We start from the raw sequence: 20299 nt of genomic DNA, 5'->3' as shown, positions 1-20299 counted from the left end.
TACCTTAGAAACCTAAGCTATTCGCTTATATAGTCTTGGGTTTCTAAGGTGCTTATATATTTCCAAACTTATCATTAAAGTCCAACCTTTTCTTTGGTAAACTTTCGGGATAATTGTTTTGAATAAAGGTTATCATTGCTTCACGCACATTACAACGCAAATCAAATGCTCTTGATGAATTTGAAGCACTCATTAAAAATCGAATTTCTATAGAGCCATCTTTATTGGTATCTGTAACTTGTACAACATTTACCCTTTTATCCCAAAGCGGATTATTGGTCAAAAGTCTAGTTAATTCTTGCCTCAAAGGTTCAATCGGGATAGAATAATCCATATAAAGAAAAACGGTTCCAAGTAAATCAGCAGAAACTCTTGTCCAATTTTGAAATGGTTTTTCAATAAAATAAGTTATAGGTAAGATCAATCTCCTCTGGTCCCAAATATTTACTACAACATACGTTAGTGTTATTTCTTCTACCTTTCCCCATTCGCCTTCTACAATTATTACATCATCAATACGTATTGGTTGTGTAAAAGCAATCTGAAACCCAGCTAATAAATTTCCCAGTGATTTTTGGGCTGCAAAACCTATAATAATTCCACCGATACCTACACCGGTAAGTAAGCCTGCTCCTATTTTACGCATACTTTCGAAACTCAAAAGCACAATTGCAGCGGTTACCAAAACGATTAAAGAAACAATAACCTTTCTTACAAATTGCAACTGGGTTCTTATTTTTCTTTCTTTTAAATTATTCTCTTTGTTTAAATCATACTTAAGAAAAAAGTAATCTTCAAGAACATTAATAACTCGAATCAGGATTAAAGCAAATGTAACAGTCAATGCTATTTCTAACGTTTTAGTTAGTGGCAATCGCCAAGCAGCACTCATTACCATTAACGACAACGAAAAGTTTAAAAACAAAAGCGGAATGAATAAACCTATCGGATTTCTAAGGTGCTTAATGGTCGATTTAATTATAATTGAACTCCACCAACGTGATAACAACAAGAATAATTTATGAATGATAAACTTTACGAAAGCACCTAATAATAAAGCTACTATACCAACTATAATATTTTTTAAAAACAGAGGAATGGGATAACCGAAAATATTATCGAGATACTGCATACATTAAATTTGATGGTTAAGGATTTAACAACAGCTATTGGATATTGTTTGAGGTTACAAATTGTGACCTCAAATCCAAATCAATTTTTATATCTTACATTTTAAATCCAAAAATGATATGACAGCTAAACAAAAGCTCTCAATCATCCCCGAAAATATTTTAGTTAACAAAATTTATGAAATCCGTGGGCATAAAGTTATGCTGGACAGTGATTTGGCTGAGCTTTATGGAGTTGAAACAAGAACATTAAACCAAGCTATCAAAAGAAATAGTGAAAGATTTCCAGAAGATTTCATGTTTCACCTTACAGAAACTGAATGGCAATCTTTGAGATCACAAATTGTGATCTCAAAGAAAAATAAAGGTGGCAGAACCTATTTACCTAATGCTTTCACCGAACATGGTGTGCTAATGCTTTCTAGTGTTTTAAATAGCCAACAAGCCATTCAAGTAAACATTCAAATTGTAAGAATACTTACAAGATTGCGCAAATGGCTAAATGAAAATGGTGAACTAAAATACAAGATTGAAGACATTAAAAGAAAACTCAAAAATCAAGATAAAAACATCGAATTGGTTTTTACTTACATAGATAAGTTGATGGATAAGAAAATTGAACCAAGAAAAAGGATTGGATTTAAACCTGATGATTTGTAACTGATTTTGGACTTTAGAACAATAGCATTTCAGGCCTAAGTTCTTCAAACCCGATTGAGGTGGAAATACTTTTTTGATAACTGAACGAATGAAATTGCTCCGTTGATCCTCCTAGCAATGACGAAATATTAAAGTTGCTTGCTTTCACAAAAAAGATTGTAACAAAAAGCGGGACCGAAGCAAACAAAAGAACTACTGTTATTGCTTTACAAAATATTTGATATATTTAATTAAGAACTAAGATGCTGAAATAATTCAGCATGACGACTTTCTAAAAGAACTTATTGCTTATAACTTTAACTTTTTTCCCATCAACTATTTGATAATAAAAGTTTTCTATCTATCTTTGCAGTCCCAAATTTAATGGGAATAAATAATTGTTTAATAAATTAAATACAAGCAAGTGAATACGTTAAGTTACAAAACTGTCTCTGCCAATGCGAAAACTGTTAACAAACAGTGGATTGTTGTTGATGCACAAGGCGAGATTTTGGGGCGCTTGTCATCGAAGATCGCTATGATCATCCGTGGTAAAAACAAGCCTGAGTACACCCCACACGTAGATTGCGGAGATAACGTTATTGTTATCAATGCAGACAAGGTTAAATTGACAGGAAACAAATTCAGCGAAAAGCAATATGTTTCTTATACTGGTTATCCAGGTGGTCAGCGTTTTATTTCTCCGAAGGAGTTAATGGCGAAACACCCTCAACGTGTAATCGAGAAAGCGGTACGTGGTATGTTACCGAAAACTAAATTGGGTAAAAAATTATACACAAATCTTTTTGTGTATGCTGGTGAAACTCACCCTCATTCAGCTCAATCTCCAAAAACCATTAAACTTTAAGAAATGTCAGTTACTAACACTTCAGGAAGAAGAAAAACAGCTGTTGCACGTATCTACTTAAAAGATGGTGCTGGAGCAATTACCGTTAACGGTAAAGATCACAAAGTTTATTTCCCAACTTTACCTTTGCAATATATCGTAAACCAAAGTTTAGAAGTTTCTGAACTTACAGGTCGTTATGATATTACTGTAAACGTACAAGGTGGTGGAGTAAAAGGACAAGCAGAAGCTGTTCGTTTAGCTATTGCTAAAGCGATTGTTGAACTAGATGCGGAGAAAAAACCTGCATTACGTGCTAAAGGCCTAATGACGCGTGATATGCGTATGGTTGAGCGTAAGAAACCAGGACGTGCTAAAGCTCGTAAGAAATTCCAATTCAGTAAACGTTAATCACAGGAGGCAAAGACAATGGCAAGAACAACTTATCAAGACTTATTGGATGCAGGTGTACACTTTGGTCACCTTACCCGTAAATGGAATCCAAAAATGGCTCCTTACATTTTCATGGAGCGTAATGGAATCCACATTATAGATTTAAATAAAACTTTAACTAAAACTGAAGAAGCTGCGGCTGCGATTAAACAAATCGTAAAATCAGGACGTAAAGTATTATTTGTTTCAACAAAAAAACAAGCAAAAGGAATCGTAGCTGAGCAAGCTAAAAAAGTAAACATGCCTTTCGTAACCGAGCGTTGGTTAGGTGGTATGTTAACTAACTTTGCTACAGTTCGTAAGTCAATCAAAAAGATGGTTACCATCGATAAAATGACTAAAGACGGTACTTATGCTATCTTATCTAAAAAAGAGCGTTTGATGATTCAACGTGAACGTATTAAATTAGAATCACTTTTAGGTGGTATTGCTGATTTAAACCGTTTACCTGCAGCTTTGTTCTTAATTGATGTTAAGAAAGAGCACATCGCAGTAACTGAAGCGTTAAAATTAAACATCCCAACTTTTGCGATGGTTGATACAAACTCTGACCCTTCTAACATCGATTTCCCTATTCCGGCGAATGATGATGCTACGAAATCAATCTCTTTAATTACTGATGTAATTATCAAAGCTATTGAAGAAGGTTTAGATGAGCGTAAACGCGAAAAAGATGATGAAGCTGAAAAAGAAGCAGTAGCAGCGAAAGTTGCAGCTGATGCGCCTGAAGCAAAAGAGCCTAGAGCAGCTGGTGAAAAAAGACCAACTACTAAAAAGGTAACTGCTGAAGCAGAAGTTGAAGCACCTTCATCAGAAGAAACTAAAACAGAAGAATAGTAATATTTTTTATTGCAGGTTACTGGTTTCAGGTTTTAAGTTGGCTTAACATGAGTTTAACTTAACACTTGTAACTTGTAACCTGTAATTGTTATAACAAGATTGTAAATTTAAAAAAGGAAATAAAATGTCTACAGTACAAATTACTGCCGCTGATGTAAATAAATTGCGCCAACAAACTGGCGCTGGTATGATGGATTGCAAAAAAGCTTTAGTAGAAGCTAACGGCGATTTCGAAGCAGCTGTTGATTTATTGCGCAAAAAAGGTCAAAAAGTATCTGCCGCTCGTTCTGGTAATGCTACTTCTGAAGGTTTGGTTTCTATCGCTGTTTCAGCGGATGGTACAAATGGCAAATTAGTTGCTTTAGCTTGCGAAACTGAACCAGTTTCTAAAGTTGAAGATTTCCGTAACCTAGCTCAGGCTGTTTTAGCTGCAGCCGTTGCCAACAATCCTGCTAATGCTGAGGAATTATCAGCGATTACTTTGGAAGATGGACGTACAGTTGCTGAAACTATAACTGAATTAACCGGTAAAATCGGAGAGAAAATCGTTATTCAAGAATACGCAAATGTATCTGGCGAAAAAATTGTTTCTTATATCCACTCCAATGGTAAAATGGGCGTTTTGGTAGTATTTGAAGGTGCTAATGGTGCAGATATTACTGAAGCTGGTAAAGACGTTGCAATGCAAATTGCTGCTATGAACCCAATTGCTGTTGATAAAGACGGTGTTGATCCTGCTACTATCGAGCGTGAAATCGAAATTGCTAAAGATGTTATCCGCCAAGAAGGTAAACCAGAAGAAATGGTTGAGAAAATTGCTGCTGGTAAATTGAACAAATTCTACAAAGACAGTACTTTATTAAACCAAGAGTTTGTTAAAGATAGCTCAGTAGATGTTCGTAAATTTTTAGATAATACATCTAAAGGATTAACAGTATCTGCATTCAAACGTGTTCAATTAGGTGCATAAGCATTTATAAAATTAATTAAAACCTCTCGATTTTTTCGGGAGGTTTTTTTTTGTACTTTCCTATCCAAATTTCTTTGCATAAACCATTACATTTAAGCTAATCCATCATCTACTATGTTTACAATCGATAATGCTCAAATTTTTCAGAATAATGATTTTATAGAAAATCAAAGCATTGAAATAAATAATGGGAAGATATTATCTATTTTATCTTCAACTGGCCAAGCGAAGAACAATGAATTTGTAGTTCCGGGTTTTATAGACTTACAAATTTATGGTGCTGGCGGTAAATTGTTTTCAGCAGAGCCAACATTAGAATCATTAACCATTATGGAAGATGATTTATTAAAGAAAGGGACTACTGGTTTCTTAGCGTGTATGGCAACCAATAGTGCAGAAGTTTTTAATGAGTGCATAAAAGCAGCAAAAACTTACCAAAAAAATGCGAGAAACTTTTTAGGCTTACACCTCGAAGGACCATATTTAAATCCCAAACGATTGGGTGCCCATGCACCTGAATTTATTAAAAAAGCAACTTTAGATGAAATTAAAGCACTTCTAGATTTTGGTGATGGCGTAATTAAAATAATGACCATTGCAGCTGAGCTGCAGGATGATGATGTGATTCAATATTTGTTAGATAACGATGTTGTAGTATCGTTAGGCCATAGTAACGCTACTTTTGAAGAAGCAACGGCTGCATACGATAAAGGCATTCAAACAACTACTCACTTATTCAACGCAATGAGTCCAATTCATCATAGAGCGCCAGGAATTCCAACAGCAGTATTTAATCACAATAAAGCAGTAGCAAGTATAATTGCAGATGGACAACATGTAGATTTTGAGGTAGTAAAATTTGCACATAAGCTTTTAAAAGAACGGTTATTTTTAATTACGGATGCCGTTACCGAATGTTCAAACGGACCATACCAACATATAAAAAGCGAAGATAAATTTGTAATGCCAGATGGAACACTTTCAGGATCGTCTTTAACGATGTTGCAGGCAGTTAAAAATTGTGTTCAACATTGCAACATTGGCTTACCAGATGCTTTAAACATGGCCACGATATACCCAGCTAAGTTAATCGGGAAATCTAATACCATTGGCAAAGTTGAAAAAGGCTCAGAAGCAAACCTGTTAGTTCTGGATAAAGATTTAAATTTAAAACAGGTAATCTTCCAGGGTAAAAATCTTTCAATCTAAATAATTACATCATTTGTTTAAAAGCATAGCAGGGTATTAAAAAATTGTTAATATTTTTGAAGTCATGAAATACAAACGCATCCTACTTAAGCTTAGTGGCGAATCGCTAATGGGCGATAAACAATACGGAATTGATAATGAACGTGTTAGGCAATATGCAATCGATATTAAAGCAGTGCACGATGAAGGGCTTGAAATCGCAATTGTAATTGGAGGAGGAAATATTTTTAGAGGCCTAAGTGCCGAAAAAAGTGGAATGGATAGAGCACAAGCCGATTATATGGGGATGTTGGCCACTGTTATCAACTCAATGGCTTTGCAAGATGCATTGGAAAAAGTTGGTATAAAAACACGATTACTTACTGCGATTAAAATGGAGCAAATATGCGAACCATTTATCCGCAGAAGAGCTGTAAGGCACTTAGAAAAAGGTAGAGTAGTTATTTTTGGAGCAGGAACTGGAAATCCTTATTTTACCACCGATTCTGCAGCAGCACTAAGGGCAATAGAAATTAAAGCCGATGTTGTTTTAAAAGGTACTCGGGTTGATGGTATTTACACAGCCGATCCTGAAAAAGATCCGCTGGCTACCAAATACGAAGAAATTACCTTCAGAGAAGTTTACGATAAAGGTTTGAATGTAATGGATATGACTGCCTTCACCTTATGCGAAGAAAACCAAGTTCCTATTATTGTGTTTGATATGAACAAACACGGCAATTTTATGAAAATTGCTAAAGGTGAGCCAATTGGTACTTTGGTGAAATAACCATTTAAAAAAATTATTATTTTTGCAGAAATACACACAATTATGAACGACCTCATACAATTACAATTACTGGATGCTGAATCTGCAATGGATAGAGCCATCGATCATTGTGAATCTGAATTAACTAAAATTAGAGCCGGGAAAGCATCGGCAGGAATGCTTGATGGTATTTTTGTAGATTACTACGGCTCCTCTACTGCATTGGCTCAAGTATCGAGTATTAACACACCAGATGCCAGAACCATCGTTATTCAACCGTGGGAAAAATCACTTTTAGTGCCTATTGAAAAAGCGATACAGGTAGCAAATATTGGCATTAACCCACAAAATGATGGTATTGTGATTCGCTTAGTTGTACCACCTTTAACAGAAGAAAGAAGGAAAGACTTAGTTAGAAAAGTTAAAGAAGAAGCAGAACGTGGGCGTATTACAGTGCGTAACATTAGAAAAGACGCCAATACCAAGATTCAAAAGTTAAAAGGAGAAGGTGTTTCTGATGATGAAATTAAAACTGGTGAGGCTGAAGTACAAAAACTTACTGATGCTTATATTATCAAAGTTGATAAACATGCAGAAGCCAAAGAAAAAGATGTAATGACTGTTTAATCTTTACAGATAATTTTTAGAAAAGGGACAAAGAAAATTTGTCTCTTTTTTTTTTGCCTTTTGAAAAGAAAAACCTTTAAAATAAAAAGAGCAACCCATCCGGGATTGCTCGATTAACTAACTTATTATTCATAAAAAATGCTGTTGGGGAAGGAGTCGAACCTTCAAGGGGTAGTTAGCTACAGTTCAAAAAATTAATTGTGGTCAACCCAATAAACTGCGTTTGTCCCATTATTCCCCACCACCGAGACAAGGAGGCGTGTCTGCCAATTTCACCACCCAACATTTTAAGTATTCAGTAAGCAGCTTCCAATTGTCAGTTATTGCTAACCGTTTACTGTATTCTGCAAACTGAAACAGCTGTAGGGGAAGGAATCGAACCTTCAAGGAGTAGTTAGCCGTTACCGGTTTTCCATATTCTCCACCACCGAGACAAGGAGGTGTGTCTGCCTGTTTCACCACCCTACATTGTGTTTAGCAATTTTGTTTAAAGAACGTTCCCTTTTTGTTAATTGCTTGATACAAATGTAAAGGAACAACCAATACCTTGCAAATATTTTAAGCATTTAATTTTATTTTTATAATATTGATAATTATTATTAAATTTGCTTAACAAAATCAGAAAATATGCTCAAAAAAGACAATTCCAATTTAGAAATTGACAACCTAGATATTGATATTCTAAAGCAATTGATGCAGGATGCAACGAAACCCTACACTGAAATTGCAAAAGATTTGATTGTTTCGGGAGGTACTATCCATGTTCGAATGAAGAAATTGCAGGAAATGGGCATTATTAAAGGCTCGCACTTAATCATCGACCCTCAAAAAGCTGGTTATGACATTTGTGCTTTTTTGGGTATTTATTTAGAAAAAGGGATTCAATACAAAGACGCTGTTGCTCAATTAAGCAAAATTAAAGAGGTGGTGGAATTACATTACACTACAGGCTCGTACAGCATGTTTGCCAAAATCATTTGCAGAGATACCAATCATTTACGCCACGTGCTAAACGAAGAGATTCAAGCGGTTAATGGCATCCAAAGAACAGAAACTTTAATCTCTCTGGAAGAAAGTATTAAAAGACAAATTGAGTTAGGGTAAGAGTAAGGATAAAAGAACAAAGATTAAAGACCAAATTTGCAAATCTTTAGCCGATTAGCTCTTAATCTTATCACTTTCAACGCCTCTAGACCCGATTGATTGAGCACGGAGCCACAGCCGTTTCTGCTGTGAGCGAAGTAAAACGGAAAGTGGGAACAAACTTGAATAGATGCACAAAAATTGCTCTTCTAATTTTAAAAATTAATTCTTTTAAAGAAATAGGACAAATTTTAAGCAATCGGTCGAAATTATTTCAGCAATTGATAAGCAATTAATGCCGCGAAATATGCCATTGCGGTCATATAAGCCAATTGAATAATCGGCCACTTCCAACCTTTGGTTTCGCGATACACGATAGCAACTGTGCTCATACATTGCATTGCAAAAGCATAAAATAACATTAATGAAATGCCTGTAGCGAATGAATAAACGGGCAGGTTGGTTCTACTATTGACCGATGCTGCCATTCTTTCTCTAATTGTAGAGGTGTCTGCATCACCACCATCTACACTATAAATTGTGGCCATTGTGCCCACAAAAGCTTCACGGGCGGCAAAAGAGGTAATTAATCCGATTCCAATTTTCCAATCGTATCCTAAAGGTCTGATTGCTGGCTCTATCCAATGCCCTAAAATGCCAACGTAAGAATTTTCTAGCTTTTCGGTAGCTACTAATGTTTTTACATGTTCTGCTTTGGCGGTATCAAGCAATGCCGATTGATATTTATTATCAATATTTTCGAAGCGGTTTCCTGGTCCGAAGGAGGCCATAACCCATAAAATAATAGAAATAGCAATGATAACTTTACCCGCTTCGAATACAAATGTTTTTGATTTTTCGAACATGGTGTAGAATACGTTCTTCCATCGGGGCATGCGGTAAACCGGTAACTCCATAATGAAATACGATTTCTCTCTCGATTTTATAATAACTTTCATAACCCAAGCCACCAAAATAGCTGTAACAAAACTTATTAGGTACATTACCATTAATGCTAAACCCTGTAGGCTAATTATACCTACAACGGTTTTTTGAGGGATAATAAGCGAAATTAATAAAATGTAAACCGGCAACCTTGCCGAACAACTGATTAGCGGTGTAACCATTATTGTTATCATCCTATCCTTCCAGTTTTCGATGTTTCTGGCTGCCATTATTGATGGAACTGCACAAGCCAAACCGCCAATCATTGGTACGACAGATTTTCCATTCAAGCCTACTTTGCTCATGATTTTATCCATCATAAAAGTAACCCTTGCCATGTAGCCTGTATCTTCTAAAATAGATATGAATGCAAATAGAATCGCAATTTGAGGTATAAAAACAAAGATGCCACCTAGCCCGGCTATTACACCATCTAACAGTAAATCAGTTAGCATTCCCTCGGGCAAATAATTATGCCCCGCTTCTGTAATGTATCCAAAGCCGGTTTCAATCCAATCCATTGGATAAGATGACCAGGCGAAAATTGCATTAAAAATCACAAACAAAATGAGCAGAAAAATAGCGAAGCCCCAAACCTTGTGTGTAAGAATGCTATCTAATTTATCACTAAAGCTAAATTTTTCTGCGGTTCCTTTATCAATCACTACATCGGCCAAAATGGTGCTTAAGTGCTTATAACGTGCTATTGTTTCTGCAGCTTGCAATTTTGATGATTCGAAATGGTTTAATTTTTCAATCTCCTCAATTTCTGTTTGGTCGCTAGTTGAAAAGAAGTTTAAATGCTCATGTTGGTGCAAAACCTGTAAGGCATAGTAATCATTATCAGTATTAATTTTTTGCTTAACTGCAGTTATGGCTTCAGGTGCTAAAAAATTTACATCAACAGCGTTAGTTTGGGTTGCAATTTTGTTGGTGTAAGCAACCGCAGTTTTTAATTTATCAATACCGATGTTATTTCGGGCGGAGATTGGAATAACTTGTACACCGAGTTTGGAAGCCAATTTATCTACATGGATATAAATTCCTTGTTTATCAGATAAATCTGTCATGTTTAAAGCCAAAACCATTGGGATACCTAAATCTGCTACCTGAGAAAACAATAACATATTTCTTTTTAGGTTCGAAGCATCAACAATTAAAACGATAACATCAGGGTAGCTATTATTATTTTTATCTGCTAATACCTGGAAAACTATACGCTCATCATTGCTTTTTGGATAAAGACTATAAGTACCAGGCAAATCAATAATTTCGGCATCTCTACCTTCAACAAGTTTAGTGTAGCCCGTCTTCTTATCAACCGTTATACCCGGAAAATTTCCAATTTTTTGATTTAAACCTGTTAAGCGATTAAATAAGGTAGATTTACCTGTATTCGGATTACCAACTAATGCAACTTTAATATTCAAACCGACTGCTTATTGAATAATGATAACTGCAGCTTCACTTTTACGTAAACAAAGCTGATAACCCGCAACGCGGATAGCCATTGGATCTCCAAGTGGAGCAAATCTCTCTACTTCTACAATTTCGCCAGGCAAACAGCCCATTTCCATAAGTTTTACAGACATTTCTAAATCTGTAAAAGCCATTATAGTTCCGGATTGACCAACTTTTAGCTGCGAAAGTTTCATCTGCTTATTGTTTTTGGATTCAATCATCACATGTTATTATTGATAATTAAATGTTGTGCAAGTTACCCTTTCTTTAGATTTATTCCAAATAAGATGATGAGAATATTATAGTATTTAATACAGAGAAGTATGCAACATATTTTAGTTTCTTCGATTACCACCATCACCTCGATTTCTGCCTCCATTGCCATTTCCACGTATTGCATCAATATTTTTCCCACCCATTCTATTTAAGGCGTAGGTAAAGGAGAACATAAAATATCTTTTTAAAACGTTGTAGCTAACATCTTGAATGGTATTGTTATTGGCTGTTCTAGTTATACCTTGGTTTTGATTTAGCACATCATTTATTGCTGCTTTAAGTGTTCCTCTATTTTTAAAAAATAACTTACTTATGTATGAATTTACAAGTGTGAAACGAGTATCGAATCCTTCACCTCTACCTGTATTTTGGTTGTAATCGGCATCAACCGACCAGCGAATATCACCTGGAAATAAATAGCTTACACTAATATTCGGACTAAATGTATAATACCTGGTATTTGAATTCGATTGAACAGAATAAGTTGACTGATTAATGGAGCCATTAACACCCGCGGTTAAATCGAGTTTATCTAAATTGGATACCAATCTATAACCATTCGTAACCGACCAGCTGTTTGTTATGTTTTTAATAGCGTTTGTAAAGTTTACATCTCTATCGTAACTACCATTAACATTGATATGAAAATTAAGTCTGTTTTCATCCATAATAGGCAAACTTAGTGATGATGAAATACTCCCAGCATATGTACCATTAACGTTCACAGGCAATATAGCAAGCTTACCTTGATTTATACCACTTTGGATAAGGCTACTACTATTGGCAATTTTATTCGAAGTTTGTGTTAAATTTAAGTTTACAAATAAAGAGCGGTTTTTGCCAACAGTAAATGTATTGTAGGCAACCCTTAAAGAATTATTAAATTCGGGTTTTAAATCTGGATTTCCTACCGGAATGCTTTGTGTATTTGTGTTATTTGGTATGGGCTGTAATTGATTTATGGTGGGTTGATTTGTGCTACCACGGTAGTTAATTACCAGACGCTTACTATTACTAAAATTGTACCTATACATGGCCGATGGTGTGTAGTTAAACACATTTTGTTTTAGTACAAAGTTTTGTGTTAAGTTATTGTTGTTTCTATCTGTGTTTTGAACAGCAAACCCAAGATTCCAATTGTATTTTTTGCCGTTTCCATTAAAGCTAAATCCTGCAGTATTGGTTAAAATTGTGTTCTCATAAGAATTGCTATAGGTTAAATCGAGCAAATCGAACTGTAATGTTGCTGGATTGAAATTATAGGTAAACCTATCGGATAGATTGTGATTATAACCGTTCTGGTAATTAAATTCTAAGCTCAACATTTTAGATAATGGCTCGGTGTAAACCAAACGTGTGCTGTTGTTTATGGATGAAGATTTCTGATCGTTAAATTGATTGGTTAATTTTTGAGTTGTAACACCAGCATTAACGGTATTATCGGTAATGTTGTTGTAATTATCGGCATCACTACTATTTATACTGGTATTTAGATTTAAGGAAAGCGTTCGGCCTCTGCGTTTAAATTTACGTCTCAACAAAATATTATTATTAATTGATGGTGAGGTACTTGCGTTGCTTAATGATTGAGTACCATTTGTGGTATAGGTGCTATAATCTCTGGTGTAAATACTATTGTTTAAACTTTCATTGTTGGTATAACTTATCGTTGGCTGAATTCTTAAAGATGTTAGCGTATCAATTTTAGTATCAACCATAAAATTAAACCGATGGTTTAACCTATTAGAAGTGTTGTTTTGGTTATTATTAAAAACTGTGGTGATATCGCCAAGTAAATTTTGAGTAACGCTGTTTCTTAAAATCAAATTTTCTGTTTTATTTACAAAGTAACTGGCTGTTATTTGTGTTTGGTCGGTGTAAGTATCTGCAAAATTAAAACCTAACGCATTTGTTGTAGTGAGTCCGGTGCTTCTGCCTCCTGCCCCACCATTACCACCTAAACCACCACCAAAGTTTTGTTTGTTTACATTATTGAATTGCGCTACAACACTCATTTGCTGGTCTTTGTTAAATCGATTCAGATTTGCATTAATGTCGTATCTATCATCAGAACCATAGCCTATACTCGTGTTACCGAAGTAACCATTTTTCTTGTCTTTTCTAGTGGTAATATTTATAATTTTTGTCCTCGAACCATCATCAATACCAGTAAATTGAGCTTGGTCAGAAAGTTCGTCAATCACCTGGATTTTATCAACCATATCAGCAGGAAGGTTTTTGGTGGCCAACAATGGGTCGTTGCCAAAAAACTCTTTACCATCTACTCTAATTTTGGTTATTGTTTCTCCCTGAGCTTTTACAGCACCCGATTTATCAACTTCAACACCTGGCAATTTCTTTAATAAATCTTCTACAACTGCATTTTCTACCGTTTTAAATGAGCTGGCATTAAATTCTAAAGTATCTTTTTTTACAGTGATTGGTGGCACTTCTGCCTTAATCTCTACGGTTTGTAAATCAATACTGCTACCTTCTAAAACAATATCTCCTAAAACAACGGTAGGCTTATCTACTGAGATGATAAAATCTTTATTTACATTTTTTAAGCCGAGGTATGCGGCATACAAACGATATGAACCCGGTTGGAGGTTTTTGAAGGAGAATTTTCCATCGGCACTGGTACTACCAGATACCTCAATGCTAGAATCTTTCTGATTTTTTATTACGATTGATGCATAATCAATTGCTTTTTTATCTTTTGATTGAATAACACGACCACTAACTAAACCGATTTTTTGTTGGGCAAAAATTAAAGAATACGAAAAGAGCAACAAACAAGTAAAAAGTATCTTCATCAGGTTAATATGTTTTCATAGTTAGGACTTCGAAGCTACGGTATGGTTTGTTTCGCATAAGTAACAATTGAAATACATTTATCCTGCACAAAAAAGGTCTGCTTAAATAAATAAGCAGACCTAACAAATAACTTAAATCTTATTTAAAATCTCATACGAGGGGCGCCTTGACCACCCATTCCAGGCATTTGTACATCGTTGCCAATATTACGACCACCAATTCGGGTTAGCGAGTAGGTAAACGAGAACATGTAATATCGTTTTAGTACGTTGTAATTTAAATCGGTGATTGTGTTTGCAGTTGCCGTACGGCTAATCCCTTGATTTTGATTCAAAGCATCATTTACAGCAATTTTAAATGTTCCACGATTTTTAAAGAATTGACGACTTACGTAAGAATTTACAATTGTATATTCTGTGTTAAAACCTTCGCCGCGACCAGTGTTTTTAAAGTAATCCAAATCAATCGCCAAACGGATATTTAAAGGCAATACGTAAGAAATATCAAAGCTTGGATTTATGGTATAAAATGTATTATTAGAATTTGGCTGAGCAGAATATGTAGCATTTGTTACGGTACCACCAATACCTACTGTAATATCCCATTTATCTAAATTCGTAACAAAACGATAAGTATTGCCTAAGCTCCAATTGTTGGTAACATTATTAATGCCACTGGTAACATTTGTTCCTTTTGAATATGAACCTGTTAGTGTAGCGTTTAAATTTAATTTATTGTTCGGAATAATCGGCTGACCTAAAACTATATTCGCATTACCACTATAATTTCCATCAACGTTTATAAATGTTGATGCAATTTTACCATAGTTTACATCATTAATATCTGTTACAGCTTGCTGGCTTGATGCAAAAGCATTAAATGTTTGTGTTAAGTTTAAAAACACAGCAAAGAAACGCATTTTAGCAAAAGCAAAGTTGTTATACCTTATGCTTAAAGTATTATTAAAAGCAGGTTTTAAGTTTGGATTACCTAAAATTACCGATTGTGTATTGGTGTTATCAGGAATAGGTTGAATCTGATCGATAGTTGGCTGTTGGGTTGTACCTCTATAGTTAATATTTAATCTTTTGCTATTGCTAAAGTTATATCTAAATTGAGCAGAAGGGGTAAGGTTGATAAAGTTTTGGTTAAAAACAACGCCTGTTGTTAGATTGGTATTTTCTCTATGGGTTTGTTGCCCGGCAACACCAATATTCCAGTTGTATTTCTTTTGATTTACGGTATAACTTAAACCAGCTGCATTGGTTAAGGTTTGGTTTTCGAAATGATTGGAGTAAACATTATCAACTATATCAAAATCACCAGTAGCCGGATTAAAATTCAAAATATTACGGTCGGATGTGCTGTTATTAATACCGTTTTGATAATTTAATTCTAAACTTGCTGTTTTAGATAATGGTTCTGTATAAACAACCCTTGTTGTGTTGGTAATGTTATGGCTATTCAAATCATTTAACTGATTAGTAAGCTTTTGAGTTGTTACACCATTAAGCGTATTGTTATCTAAAATGTAATTGATGTTATCAGAATCGCTATCGTTGATTGTAGTATTAATGTTTAATGATAATGTACGACCTCTACGTTGAAATTTCTTACGCACCAAAATATTATTGGTTATAGATGGAGTAGAGCTTTCTGTTGTGAAACTTTGATTACCTACCGTATTAGAAGTTCCAGTGGCAATAATGTTATTTCTTATATAGTTATTTAAACTTAAGCCGTTATTTTCTGTATAAGAAATATTAGGTTGAATTTTAATACTTGTAGTCGAATCCAATTTTGTATCAATCATAAAATTTAATCTATGATTGTTTCTATCGCTATTGCTGTTTAAGTAATTATTTACATTTTGAGATGTATTGCCTAAAAGCGTTTGTGTATTACTAGTTTGTTCGTTAAAAACGGATGATTTATTGAAAAAATAACTACCCTGAAGTTGAGTTCCGTCTTTATAGGTATCACCAAAATTTAAACCAGCAGCATTTGTAGTTGTAATACCGCCACCAGCAGATGTACCGCCACCGCCGCCACCACGACCTCCATTACCACCACCGCCAAAACCATTGCCCTGACCATTTCCACCACCAAAATTTTGTTTGTTAACGTTATTAAACTGACCAATAAAACTGAATTGTTGGTCGTTATTAAATTTGTTTACGTTTAAACTGGCATCATAACGATCGTTAGTACCGTAACCAACTGTGCTATTACCAAAGTAGCCTTTTTTCATGCCGCTTTTGGTTGTAATGTTTAATATTTTAGAACGAGTTCCATCATCAACACCTGTAAATTGTGCCTGCTCTGAAAGTTCATCAATAACCTGAATTTTATCTACCATATCAGCAGGTAAATTTTTTGTAGCCAATAAAGGATCGCTTCCGAAGAATTCTTTACCATCTACTTTAACCCTTGTAACGGTTTCACCGCCAGCTTTAATGCTACCATCCTTTGCAACCTCAACACCTGGAAGTTTCTTTAATACATCTTCCACAACGGCATTTTCACGAACCTTAACCGATTTTGCATCGTATTCTAAAGTATCTTTTTTTACAACAACCGTTGGCACTTGGGCAACTACCTCTACATCATTAAGGTTTAAACCATCATCAGCCATAGCAATGTCGCCAGTATTTACCGCAGCTTTTGCTACAGTTACATTTTTACTCGTAGTTTTTAATCCAAGAAATGCTGCTATTACCCTATAATTTCCGGCAGGAATATTTTTGAAAGAGAAAGTACCATCAGGATTGGTTTGCCCAGTTGCCACAACACTAGAGTCTTTTAAGCTTTTAACAGCAATAGTTGCATAATCAACAGGTTTTTTGTCTTTGGCGTTGATAATTCTACCATTTACCGAGCCAGTGTTTTGAGCGTTTGCAAGGTATCCACAAAAAATAAGAACAAGAAATATTGCTCTTTGAACGTAAATTTTCATCAAATTTTAAATATTAGTATTATAAAACTATGCTATCAGACTAGGGGAATGCTGAAAGGTTTGTTAAGGTGTGTTAAATTTTAGGTAACAATTTAAATACAGCACCGAAATCCATCGTTAGCGGTAAATTTATTGTTTAGAATGCCTATTTGCGTTGCGAAGGGTAAGATTTGTAATAAACTTTAGGGCAATTGCAGCCTTTTTTAAAAATGCTACATCCACTTAAAGCTAAAACACCAACAATACAGATTAAACTAATCGATTTTTTCATCAAACTTTAATTTATGTAAAAGTACATAACTAAAAACTGCCATCAAACAGCCTAACATATCACAACCAAAATCCCACCATTCTGCAGAACGATATGTAAAAACTTTCCATTGCAGTATCTCAATTCCTCCACCTATAAATACACTAATTAGTATAATTTTAAAAATGGTTAAAGTTCTGAAACCAAAATTATGCTGATATTTTACCTTACCGTAAAATAGTAAAACAGATAAAACGAAAAAGAAACCCAAATGGGTCATTTTATCAAACCCAATAAAGAAAAAGCCACTACCTTCAGTTTGTGGCATTTTTAAATTACAAAGCACTAAAATAAAAAGGGTCCAAAAGATAGCCCATTTTTGCTGCTTTAGTGCTTTGTAAAATGTTAATGATTTATGCACCAACTAAAGTTTGGTAGGCATCAGCATCTAATAATTGGTCTATTTCAGATAAATCAGATAGTGAAACTTTTACCATCCACCCTTTACCATAAGGATCAGAATTTACCAATTCAGGGTTATCGTTTAATTCAGCATTATGCTCCAATACAGAACCTGTAAGTGGCATAAATAAATCAGAAACAGTTTTAACGGCTTCAACTGTACCAAAAACTTCATCTTTTGCTACTTCTGTGCCAACGCTGTTAACATCTATATAAACAATATCACCAAGTTCTTTTTGTGCGAAATCGGTAATACCAATAAATGCTTCATTACCTTCTACTTTAACCCACTCGTGGTCTTTAGTGTATTTTAATTCTGATGGGAAATTCATTTGTTTCTAACTTATTGATTATTAATTACTTATATTATTTACTAGTTGTAGGCTGAACACCAAATTGCAAACATTTTATTAAACTACTGCCAAATTTAGTATTATTTGCGATAAATTAGAGTGGTTTATTGGCGTAATTCAGATTCATTCCTTAAGAAATTACCTTTATGTTGACATTTTACAATTCATTGAAATCATCGAAAGTTTTCTTTATAACAAGTATAACAGATTTGTCCACATTCGGACTTTGTATTATACCGTTCATAATTTGAAAATATTCACTGTCACTGATTTGGCCTTCGTAAGTTAAAACTCCTGAGGTTAATTTTTCTTGAAGGTCTTCTGTTGTGTAATGACTGAATACTGTATTACAATTAACATAACACTCTTGAGTAAGACCATTATTTTCAGCCGGCTTAACCCATACTAAAGTACATTCATCTATCCCTGCATAAGCTAAATATTGTTTTTTCTTTTCAAATTGTGTGGTACAAACAACCAAATGGAAAAGCCTCCCTTCAATTTCAACAACGATAAAATAATGTGGATGGGGACTAGACAGTAGCTCACTAGGAAATTTATAAATCCCCTTTGGTTCAAAAATATCAGAATTTAGCTTAAGACAGTCGGGTAATTCCATTTAAGAAATTAAATGCTAAACATAATATTGTTGAAATTACTCTCTTCAATAAAATGATCTTTCATAAATTCCAATTGTTCTTTATCCTGATTAAATATACTAAACGGTTGTTCAGTAGGATCTTTAAAGAAATCTAGATAATCCATCTCGAATCTAGAAAATCTAGGAAATAAGTGTGAAAATTTAGTCCATTCGGGATAAAGATGTGTTATATCAGCCATTTGAAAGCCATCATATTTCCCAAATTCCTTGTAAGAAGCCTCCATCGCGTTTATAGCACTTATTGAGAAATAAGAATCTTCAAAAGATTTTAAACTTTTAAAGTTATGTTTAGATGTAGTTTTTAAATATAAACTTCTAAACTCTTGTTCTTCATCAGACATCATTTCACGACCTTCAGCTATATCCTTCGTAAACGAAGGCACTGGACCAAGCTTCATCGCGAAAAAATCATCACCAACAATAGTTAATCCACTCGTCCGAAGACTCAAACGTTCAGCAGCCCACATTAATTTTAATGCTTTCAATTTATTCAGGCTACCTCCTTCTTTTATAGCAAAGAAATTTAGTAACTGTACTGATTTTTGAAATTTAAAAGGGGTCATATTTTTGATTTAACTTTTTATAAAATTTAACTTTTATAAAAGCCTGTTTGATTTATTTTTAAGGGAGTGCAAAAGTAAGAATATTTTTTAAGTAAAACCTTGTTGTACAAAAAAATATGTCCACTGAACATATTCCCTCTTTTAAGCTCTTCCCACTAATTAACGTCTAATTTATAAAATTGGTTTTATAATTATCTAATAATTATAAAATATTTACACGAAGGGGGTACTTATGTTACATGAAACTATTCATTATTTTCAAATAGCAATAGAAAGAGTGATTTTTTAATCGATAATCTCCCAAGTTCCATCTTCTAAACCTAAATGAATAATTTCCTCATCAATAAACATTTCGCGATTTCCTTCAATCTCACAAACATCGTAGGTTCCGCTATCGTTATACCTAGTTATCTCGAAATAGGTAGTTTTTGTTTTTAATACTGTTCCAACCGGCAATATTTCCATTTTTAAAGATAATGTTTACGCATTTAATTATCAGCTGATTATATCACTTTTTGTATATTTACAATATGGCAAAGTCATCCGCTATTTCAAAAAACAATCAAACCAAAGAGGCTAAAACTTTGGGAAAAGCACCATCTGTAGATGCTTTTAGAAAAGCATGCGAAAGTGCTTCTTGCAACGCATACGAAATTTCTAAAGCATTTGACGTGAACCGTAGAACTATTTACAACTGGTTAAAACAGCCTAAATTAAAACAGGTTTATGATGATGTTCGTGAAAGTCTTTTAGATTTTACCGAAAGCCAGCAAATGATATTAATTCGTGGCTTAATGAAAAAGGATGATGATGGTAATTTCATTGGTTGGATTGAGCGCCCGTCAACCAGAATGATAATTTTTCTTGAAAAGAAGCTAGGAAAACATCGTGGATACTTCGAATCAAGAAAATCTAGGTTACCTAAATTTCTACAAAAATAAATTTTCATTATATTTAGATTATGTCTGATTCGTTTAAAGACTTTCTTTATCAAGTGCTTGCGGCCTCA

The 20299-nt window shown here is 34.3% G+C and carries 20 protein-coding genes and 2 tRNA genes; 10 read left to right on the top strand and 12 right to left on the bottom strand.

Annotated features, from left to right (window positions below; translation table 11 throughout):
• Positions 1 to 52: 52 nt before the first annotated feature.
• Entirely contained in the window at positions 53 to 1132 is a 1080-nt protein-coding gene (locus ACFOWA_RS13360) for a mechanosensitive ion channel family protein (RefSeq protein WP_378985910.1), read from the bottom strand.
• A 118-nt stretch (positions 1133 to 1250) separates the two neighbouring features.
• Between ACFOWA_RS13360 and ACFOWA_RS13355 the strand changes: the two genes are divergently transcribed.
• The 8 genes from ACFOWA_RS13355 (at position 1251) to frr (ending at position 7463) form a co-directional block, all read left to right on the top strand.
• Positions 1251 to 1790, top strand: a complete 540-nt coding sequence (locus ACFOWA_RS13355) for an ORF6N domain-containing protein (RefSeq protein ID WP_378985908.1) — start codon at positions 1251 to 1253, stop codon at positions 1788 to 1790.
• A 403-nt stretch (positions 1791 to 2193) separates the two neighbouring features.
• Positions 2194 to 2637: a 50S ribosomal protein L13 gene (gene rplM, locus ACFOWA_RS13350; RefSeq protein ID WP_116248884.1), complete on the top strand. Its 444-nt coding sequence runs from the start codon at positions 2194 to 2196 to the stop codon at positions 2635 to 2637.
• A gap of 3 nt (positions 2638 to 2640) precedes the next feature.
• A complete protein-coding gene (gene rpsI, locus ACFOWA_RS13345; RefSeq protein ID WP_055913282.1) occupies positions 2641 to 3027 on the top strand; it encodes a 30S ribosomal protein S9 in 387 nt (128 codons plus the stop codon).
• A gap of 18 nt (positions 3028 to 3045) precedes the next feature.
• Positions 3046 to 3906 carry a 30S ribosomal protein S2 gene (gene rpsB / locus ACFOWA_RS13340; RefSeq protein ID WP_131557564.1) on the top strand — a complete coding sequence of 287 codons (861 nt, stop codon included), beginning with the start codon at positions 3046 to 3048 and terminating at the stop codon, positions 3904 to 3906.
• Positions 3907 to 4033: 127 nt separating this feature from the next.
• Positions 4034 to 4879, top strand: coding sequence for a translation elongation factor Ts (gene tsf / locus ACFOWA_RS13335; RefSeq protein WP_188411604.1), 846 nt, complete (start codon positions 4034 to 4036; stop codon positions 4877 to 4879).
• A 114-nt stretch (positions 4880 to 4993) separates the two neighbouring features.
• Entirely contained in the window at positions 4994 to 6088 is a 1095-nt protein-coding gene (gene nagA / locus ACFOWA_RS13330) for an N-acetylglucosamine-6-phosphate deacetylase (protein WP_378985906.1), read from the top strand.
• Between the two features lie 64 nt (positions 6089 to 6152).
• Complete coding sequence (gene pyrH, locus ACFOWA_RS13325) at positions 6153 to 6857, top strand: UMP kinase (protein WP_123207466.1); 705 nt, start codon at positions 6153 to 6155, stop codon at positions 6855 to 6857.
• Positions 6858 to 6899: 42 nt separating this feature from the next.
• Positions 6900 to 7463, top strand: coding sequence for a ribosome recycling factor (gene frr, locus ACFOWA_RS13320; RefSeq protein WP_378985904.1), 564 nt, complete (start codon positions 6900 to 6902; stop codon positions 7461 to 7463).
• A gap of 141 nt (positions 7464 to 7604) precedes the next feature.
• Here frr and ACFOWA_RS13315 read toward each other — a convergent pair.
• A tRNA-Asp gene (locus tag ACFOWA_RS13315) sits at positions 7605 to 7748 on the bottom strand.
• A 75-nt stretch (positions 7749 to 7823) separates the two neighbouring features.
• Positions 7824 to 7931: transfer RNA gene (locus ACFOWA_RS13310), tRNA-Asp, on the bottom strand.
• Positions 7932 to 8090: 159 nt separating this feature from the next.
• Between ACFOWA_RS13310 and ACFOWA_RS13305 the strand changes: the two genes are divergently transcribed.
• Positions 8091 to 8567, top strand: coding sequence for an Lrp/AsnC ligand binding domain-containing protein (locus ACFOWA_RS13305; RefSeq protein ID WP_056848148.1), 477 nt, complete (start codon positions 8091 to 8093; stop codon positions 8565 to 8567).
• A 248-nt stretch (positions 8568 to 8815) separates the two neighbouring features.
• Here the strand turns inward: ACFOWA_RS13305 and feoB are convergent, their stop codons facing one another.
• From feoB to ACFOWA_RS13260, 9 genes are all read right to left on the bottom strand, one after another.
• On the bottom strand, positions 8816 to 10921 hold the full coding sequence (feoB, locus tag ACFOWA_RS13300) for a ferrous iron transport protein B (RefSeq protein ID WP_378985902.1): 2106 nt from the start codon (positions 10919 to 10921) through the stop codon (positions 8816 to 8818).
• A 9-nt stretch (positions 10922 to 10930) separates the two neighbouring features.
• Positions 10931 to 11146 (bottom strand): FeoA family protein, encoded by a 216-nt coding sequence (locus ACFOWA_RS13295; RefSeq protein ID WP_378985900.1) that lies wholly within the window; start codon positions 11144 to 11146, stop codon positions 10931 to 10933.
• A gap of 141 nt (positions 11147 to 11287) precedes the next feature.
• Positions 11288 to 14044, bottom strand: coding sequence for an outer membrane beta-barrel protein (locus ACFOWA_RS13290; RefSeq protein ID WP_378985898.1), 2757 nt, complete (start codon positions 14042 to 14044; stop codon positions 11288 to 11290).
• Positions 14045 to 14187: 143 nt separating this feature from the next.
• Complete coding sequence (locus tag ACFOWA_RS13285) at positions 14188 to 17001, bottom strand: outer membrane beta-barrel protein (RefSeq protein ID WP_378985896.1); 2814 nt, start codon at positions 16999 to 17001, stop codon at positions 14188 to 14190.
• Positions 17002 to 17255: 254 nt separating this feature from the next.
• On the bottom strand, positions 17256 to 17672 hold the full coding sequence (locus ACFOWA_RS13280) for a VanZ family protein (protein WP_378985894.1): 417 nt from the start codon (positions 17670 to 17672) through the stop codon (positions 17256 to 17258).
• Complete coding sequence (gene gcvH / locus ACFOWA_RS13275; protein WP_378985892.1) at positions 17665 to 18045, bottom strand: glycine cleavage system protein GcvH; 381 nt, start codon at positions 18043 to 18045, stop codon at positions 17665 to 17667. The genes ACFOWA_RS13280 and gcvH overlap by 8 nt, the downstream gene beginning before the upstream one ends.
• A gap of 178 nt (positions 18046 to 18223) precedes the next feature.
• Positions 18224 to 18685 (bottom strand): hypothetical protein, encoded by a 462-nt coding sequence (locus ACFOWA_RS13270; protein WP_378985890.1) that lies wholly within the window; start codon positions 18683 to 18685, stop codon positions 18224 to 18226.
• 8 nt (positions 18686 to 18693) lie between these two features.
• Positions 18694 to 19290: a Panacea domain-containing protein gene (locus ACFOWA_RS13265; protein ID WP_378985888.1), complete on the bottom strand. Its 597-nt coding sequence runs from the start codon at positions 19288 to 19290 to the stop codon at positions 18694 to 18696.
• A 285-nt stretch (positions 19291 to 19575) separates the two neighbouring features.
• The gene (locus tag ACFOWA_RS13260) at positions 19576 to 19755 is read right to left on the bottom strand and encodes a hypothetical protein (RefSeq protein WP_378985886.1); all 180 of its coding nucleotides are present in this window, start codon (positions 19753 to 19755) and stop codon (positions 19576 to 19578) included.
• A gap of 65 nt (positions 19756 to 19820) precedes the next feature.
• Here ACFOWA_RS13260 and ACFOWA_RS13255 point away from each other — a divergent pair, with 65 nt between their 5' ends.
• Positions 19821 to 20231, top strand: coding sequence for an IS630 transposase-related protein (locus ACFOWA_RS13255; protein WP_378985884.1), 411 nt, complete (start codon positions 19821 to 19823; stop codon positions 20229 to 20231).
• The last annotated feature ends 68 nt before the right edge of the window (positions 20232 to 20299 follow it).

This window comes from Pedobacter lithocola (assembly GCF_042650845.1).
Classification (GTDB): Bacteria; Bacteroidota; Bacteroidia; order Sphingobacteriales; family Sphingobacteriaceae; genus Pedobacter; species Pedobacter lithocola.
The sequence above is the reverse complement of the archived record's forward strand: the minus strand, read 5'-3'. Positions and strand labels throughout refer to the sequence as shown.

Excerpts from the sequence above, each read along its gene's own strand:
- ACFOWA_RS13360 (WP_378985910.1), bottom strand. The coding sequence starts at position 1,132 with ATGCAGTATCTCGATAATATTTTCGGTTATCCCATTCCTCTGTTTTTA.
- ACFOWA_RS13355 (WP_378985908.1), top strand. The coding sequence starts at position 1,251 with ATGACAGCTAAACAAAAGCTCTCAATCATCCCCGAAAATATTTTAGTT.
- rpsI (WP_055913282.1), top strand. The coding sequence starts at position 2,641 with ATGTCAGTTACTAACACTTCAGGAAGAAGAAAAACAGCTGTTGCACGT.
- rpsB (WP_131557564.1), top strand. The coding sequence starts at position 3,046 with ATGGCAAGAACAACTTATCAAGACTTATTGGATGCAGGTGTACACTTT.
- tsf (WP_188411604.1), top strand. The coding sequence starts at position 4,034 with ATGTCTACAGTACAAATTACTGCCGCTGATGTAAATAAATTGCGCCAA.
- nagA (WP_378985906.1), top strand. The coding sequence starts at position 4,994 with ATGTTTACAATCGATAATGCTCAAATTTTTCAGAATAATGATTTTATA.
- pyrH (WP_123207466.1), top strand. The coding sequence starts at position 6,153 with ATGAAATACAAACGCATCCTACTTAAGCTTAGTGGCGAATCGCTAATG.
- frr (WP_378985904.1), top strand. The coding sequence starts at position 6,900 with ATGAACGACCTCATACAATTACAATTACTGGATGCTGAATCTGCAATG.
- ACFOWA_RS13305 (WP_056848148.1), top strand. The coding sequence starts at position 8,091 with ATGCTCAAAAAAGACAATTCCAATTTAGAAATTGACAACCTAGATATT.
- ACFOWA_RS13295 (WP_378985900.1), bottom strand. The coding sequence starts at position 11,146 with ATGAAACTTTCGCAGCTAAAAGTTGGTCAATCCGGAACTATAATGGCT.
- ACFOWA_RS13290 (WP_378985898.1), bottom strand. The coding sequence starts at position 14,044 with ATGAAGATACTTTTTACTTGTTTGTTGCTCTTTTCGTATTCTTTAATT.
- ACFOWA_RS13285 (WP_378985896.1), bottom strand. The coding sequence starts at position 17,001 with ATGAAAATTTACGTTCAAAGAGCAATATTTCTTGTTCTTATTTTTTGT.
- gcvH (WP_378985892.1), bottom strand. The coding sequence starts at position 18,045 with ATGAATTTCCCATCAGAATTAAAATACACTAAAGACCACGAGTGGGTT.
- ACFOWA_RS13270 (WP_378985890.1), bottom strand. The coding sequence starts at position 18,685 with ATGGAATTACCCGACTGTCTTAAGCTAAATTCTGATATTTTTGAACCA.
- ACFOWA_RS13265 (WP_378985888.1), bottom strand. The coding sequence starts at position 19,290 with ATGACCCCTTTTAAATTTCAAAAATCAGTACAGTTACTAAATTTCTTT.
- ACFOWA_RS13260 (WP_378985886.1), bottom strand. The coding sequence starts at position 19,755 with ATGGAAATATTGCCGGTTGGAACAGTATTAAAAACAAAAACTACCTAT.
- ACFOWA_RS13255 (WP_378985884.1), top strand. The coding sequence starts at position 19,821 with ATGGCAAAGTCATCCGCTATTTCAAAAAACAATCAAACCAAAGAGGCT.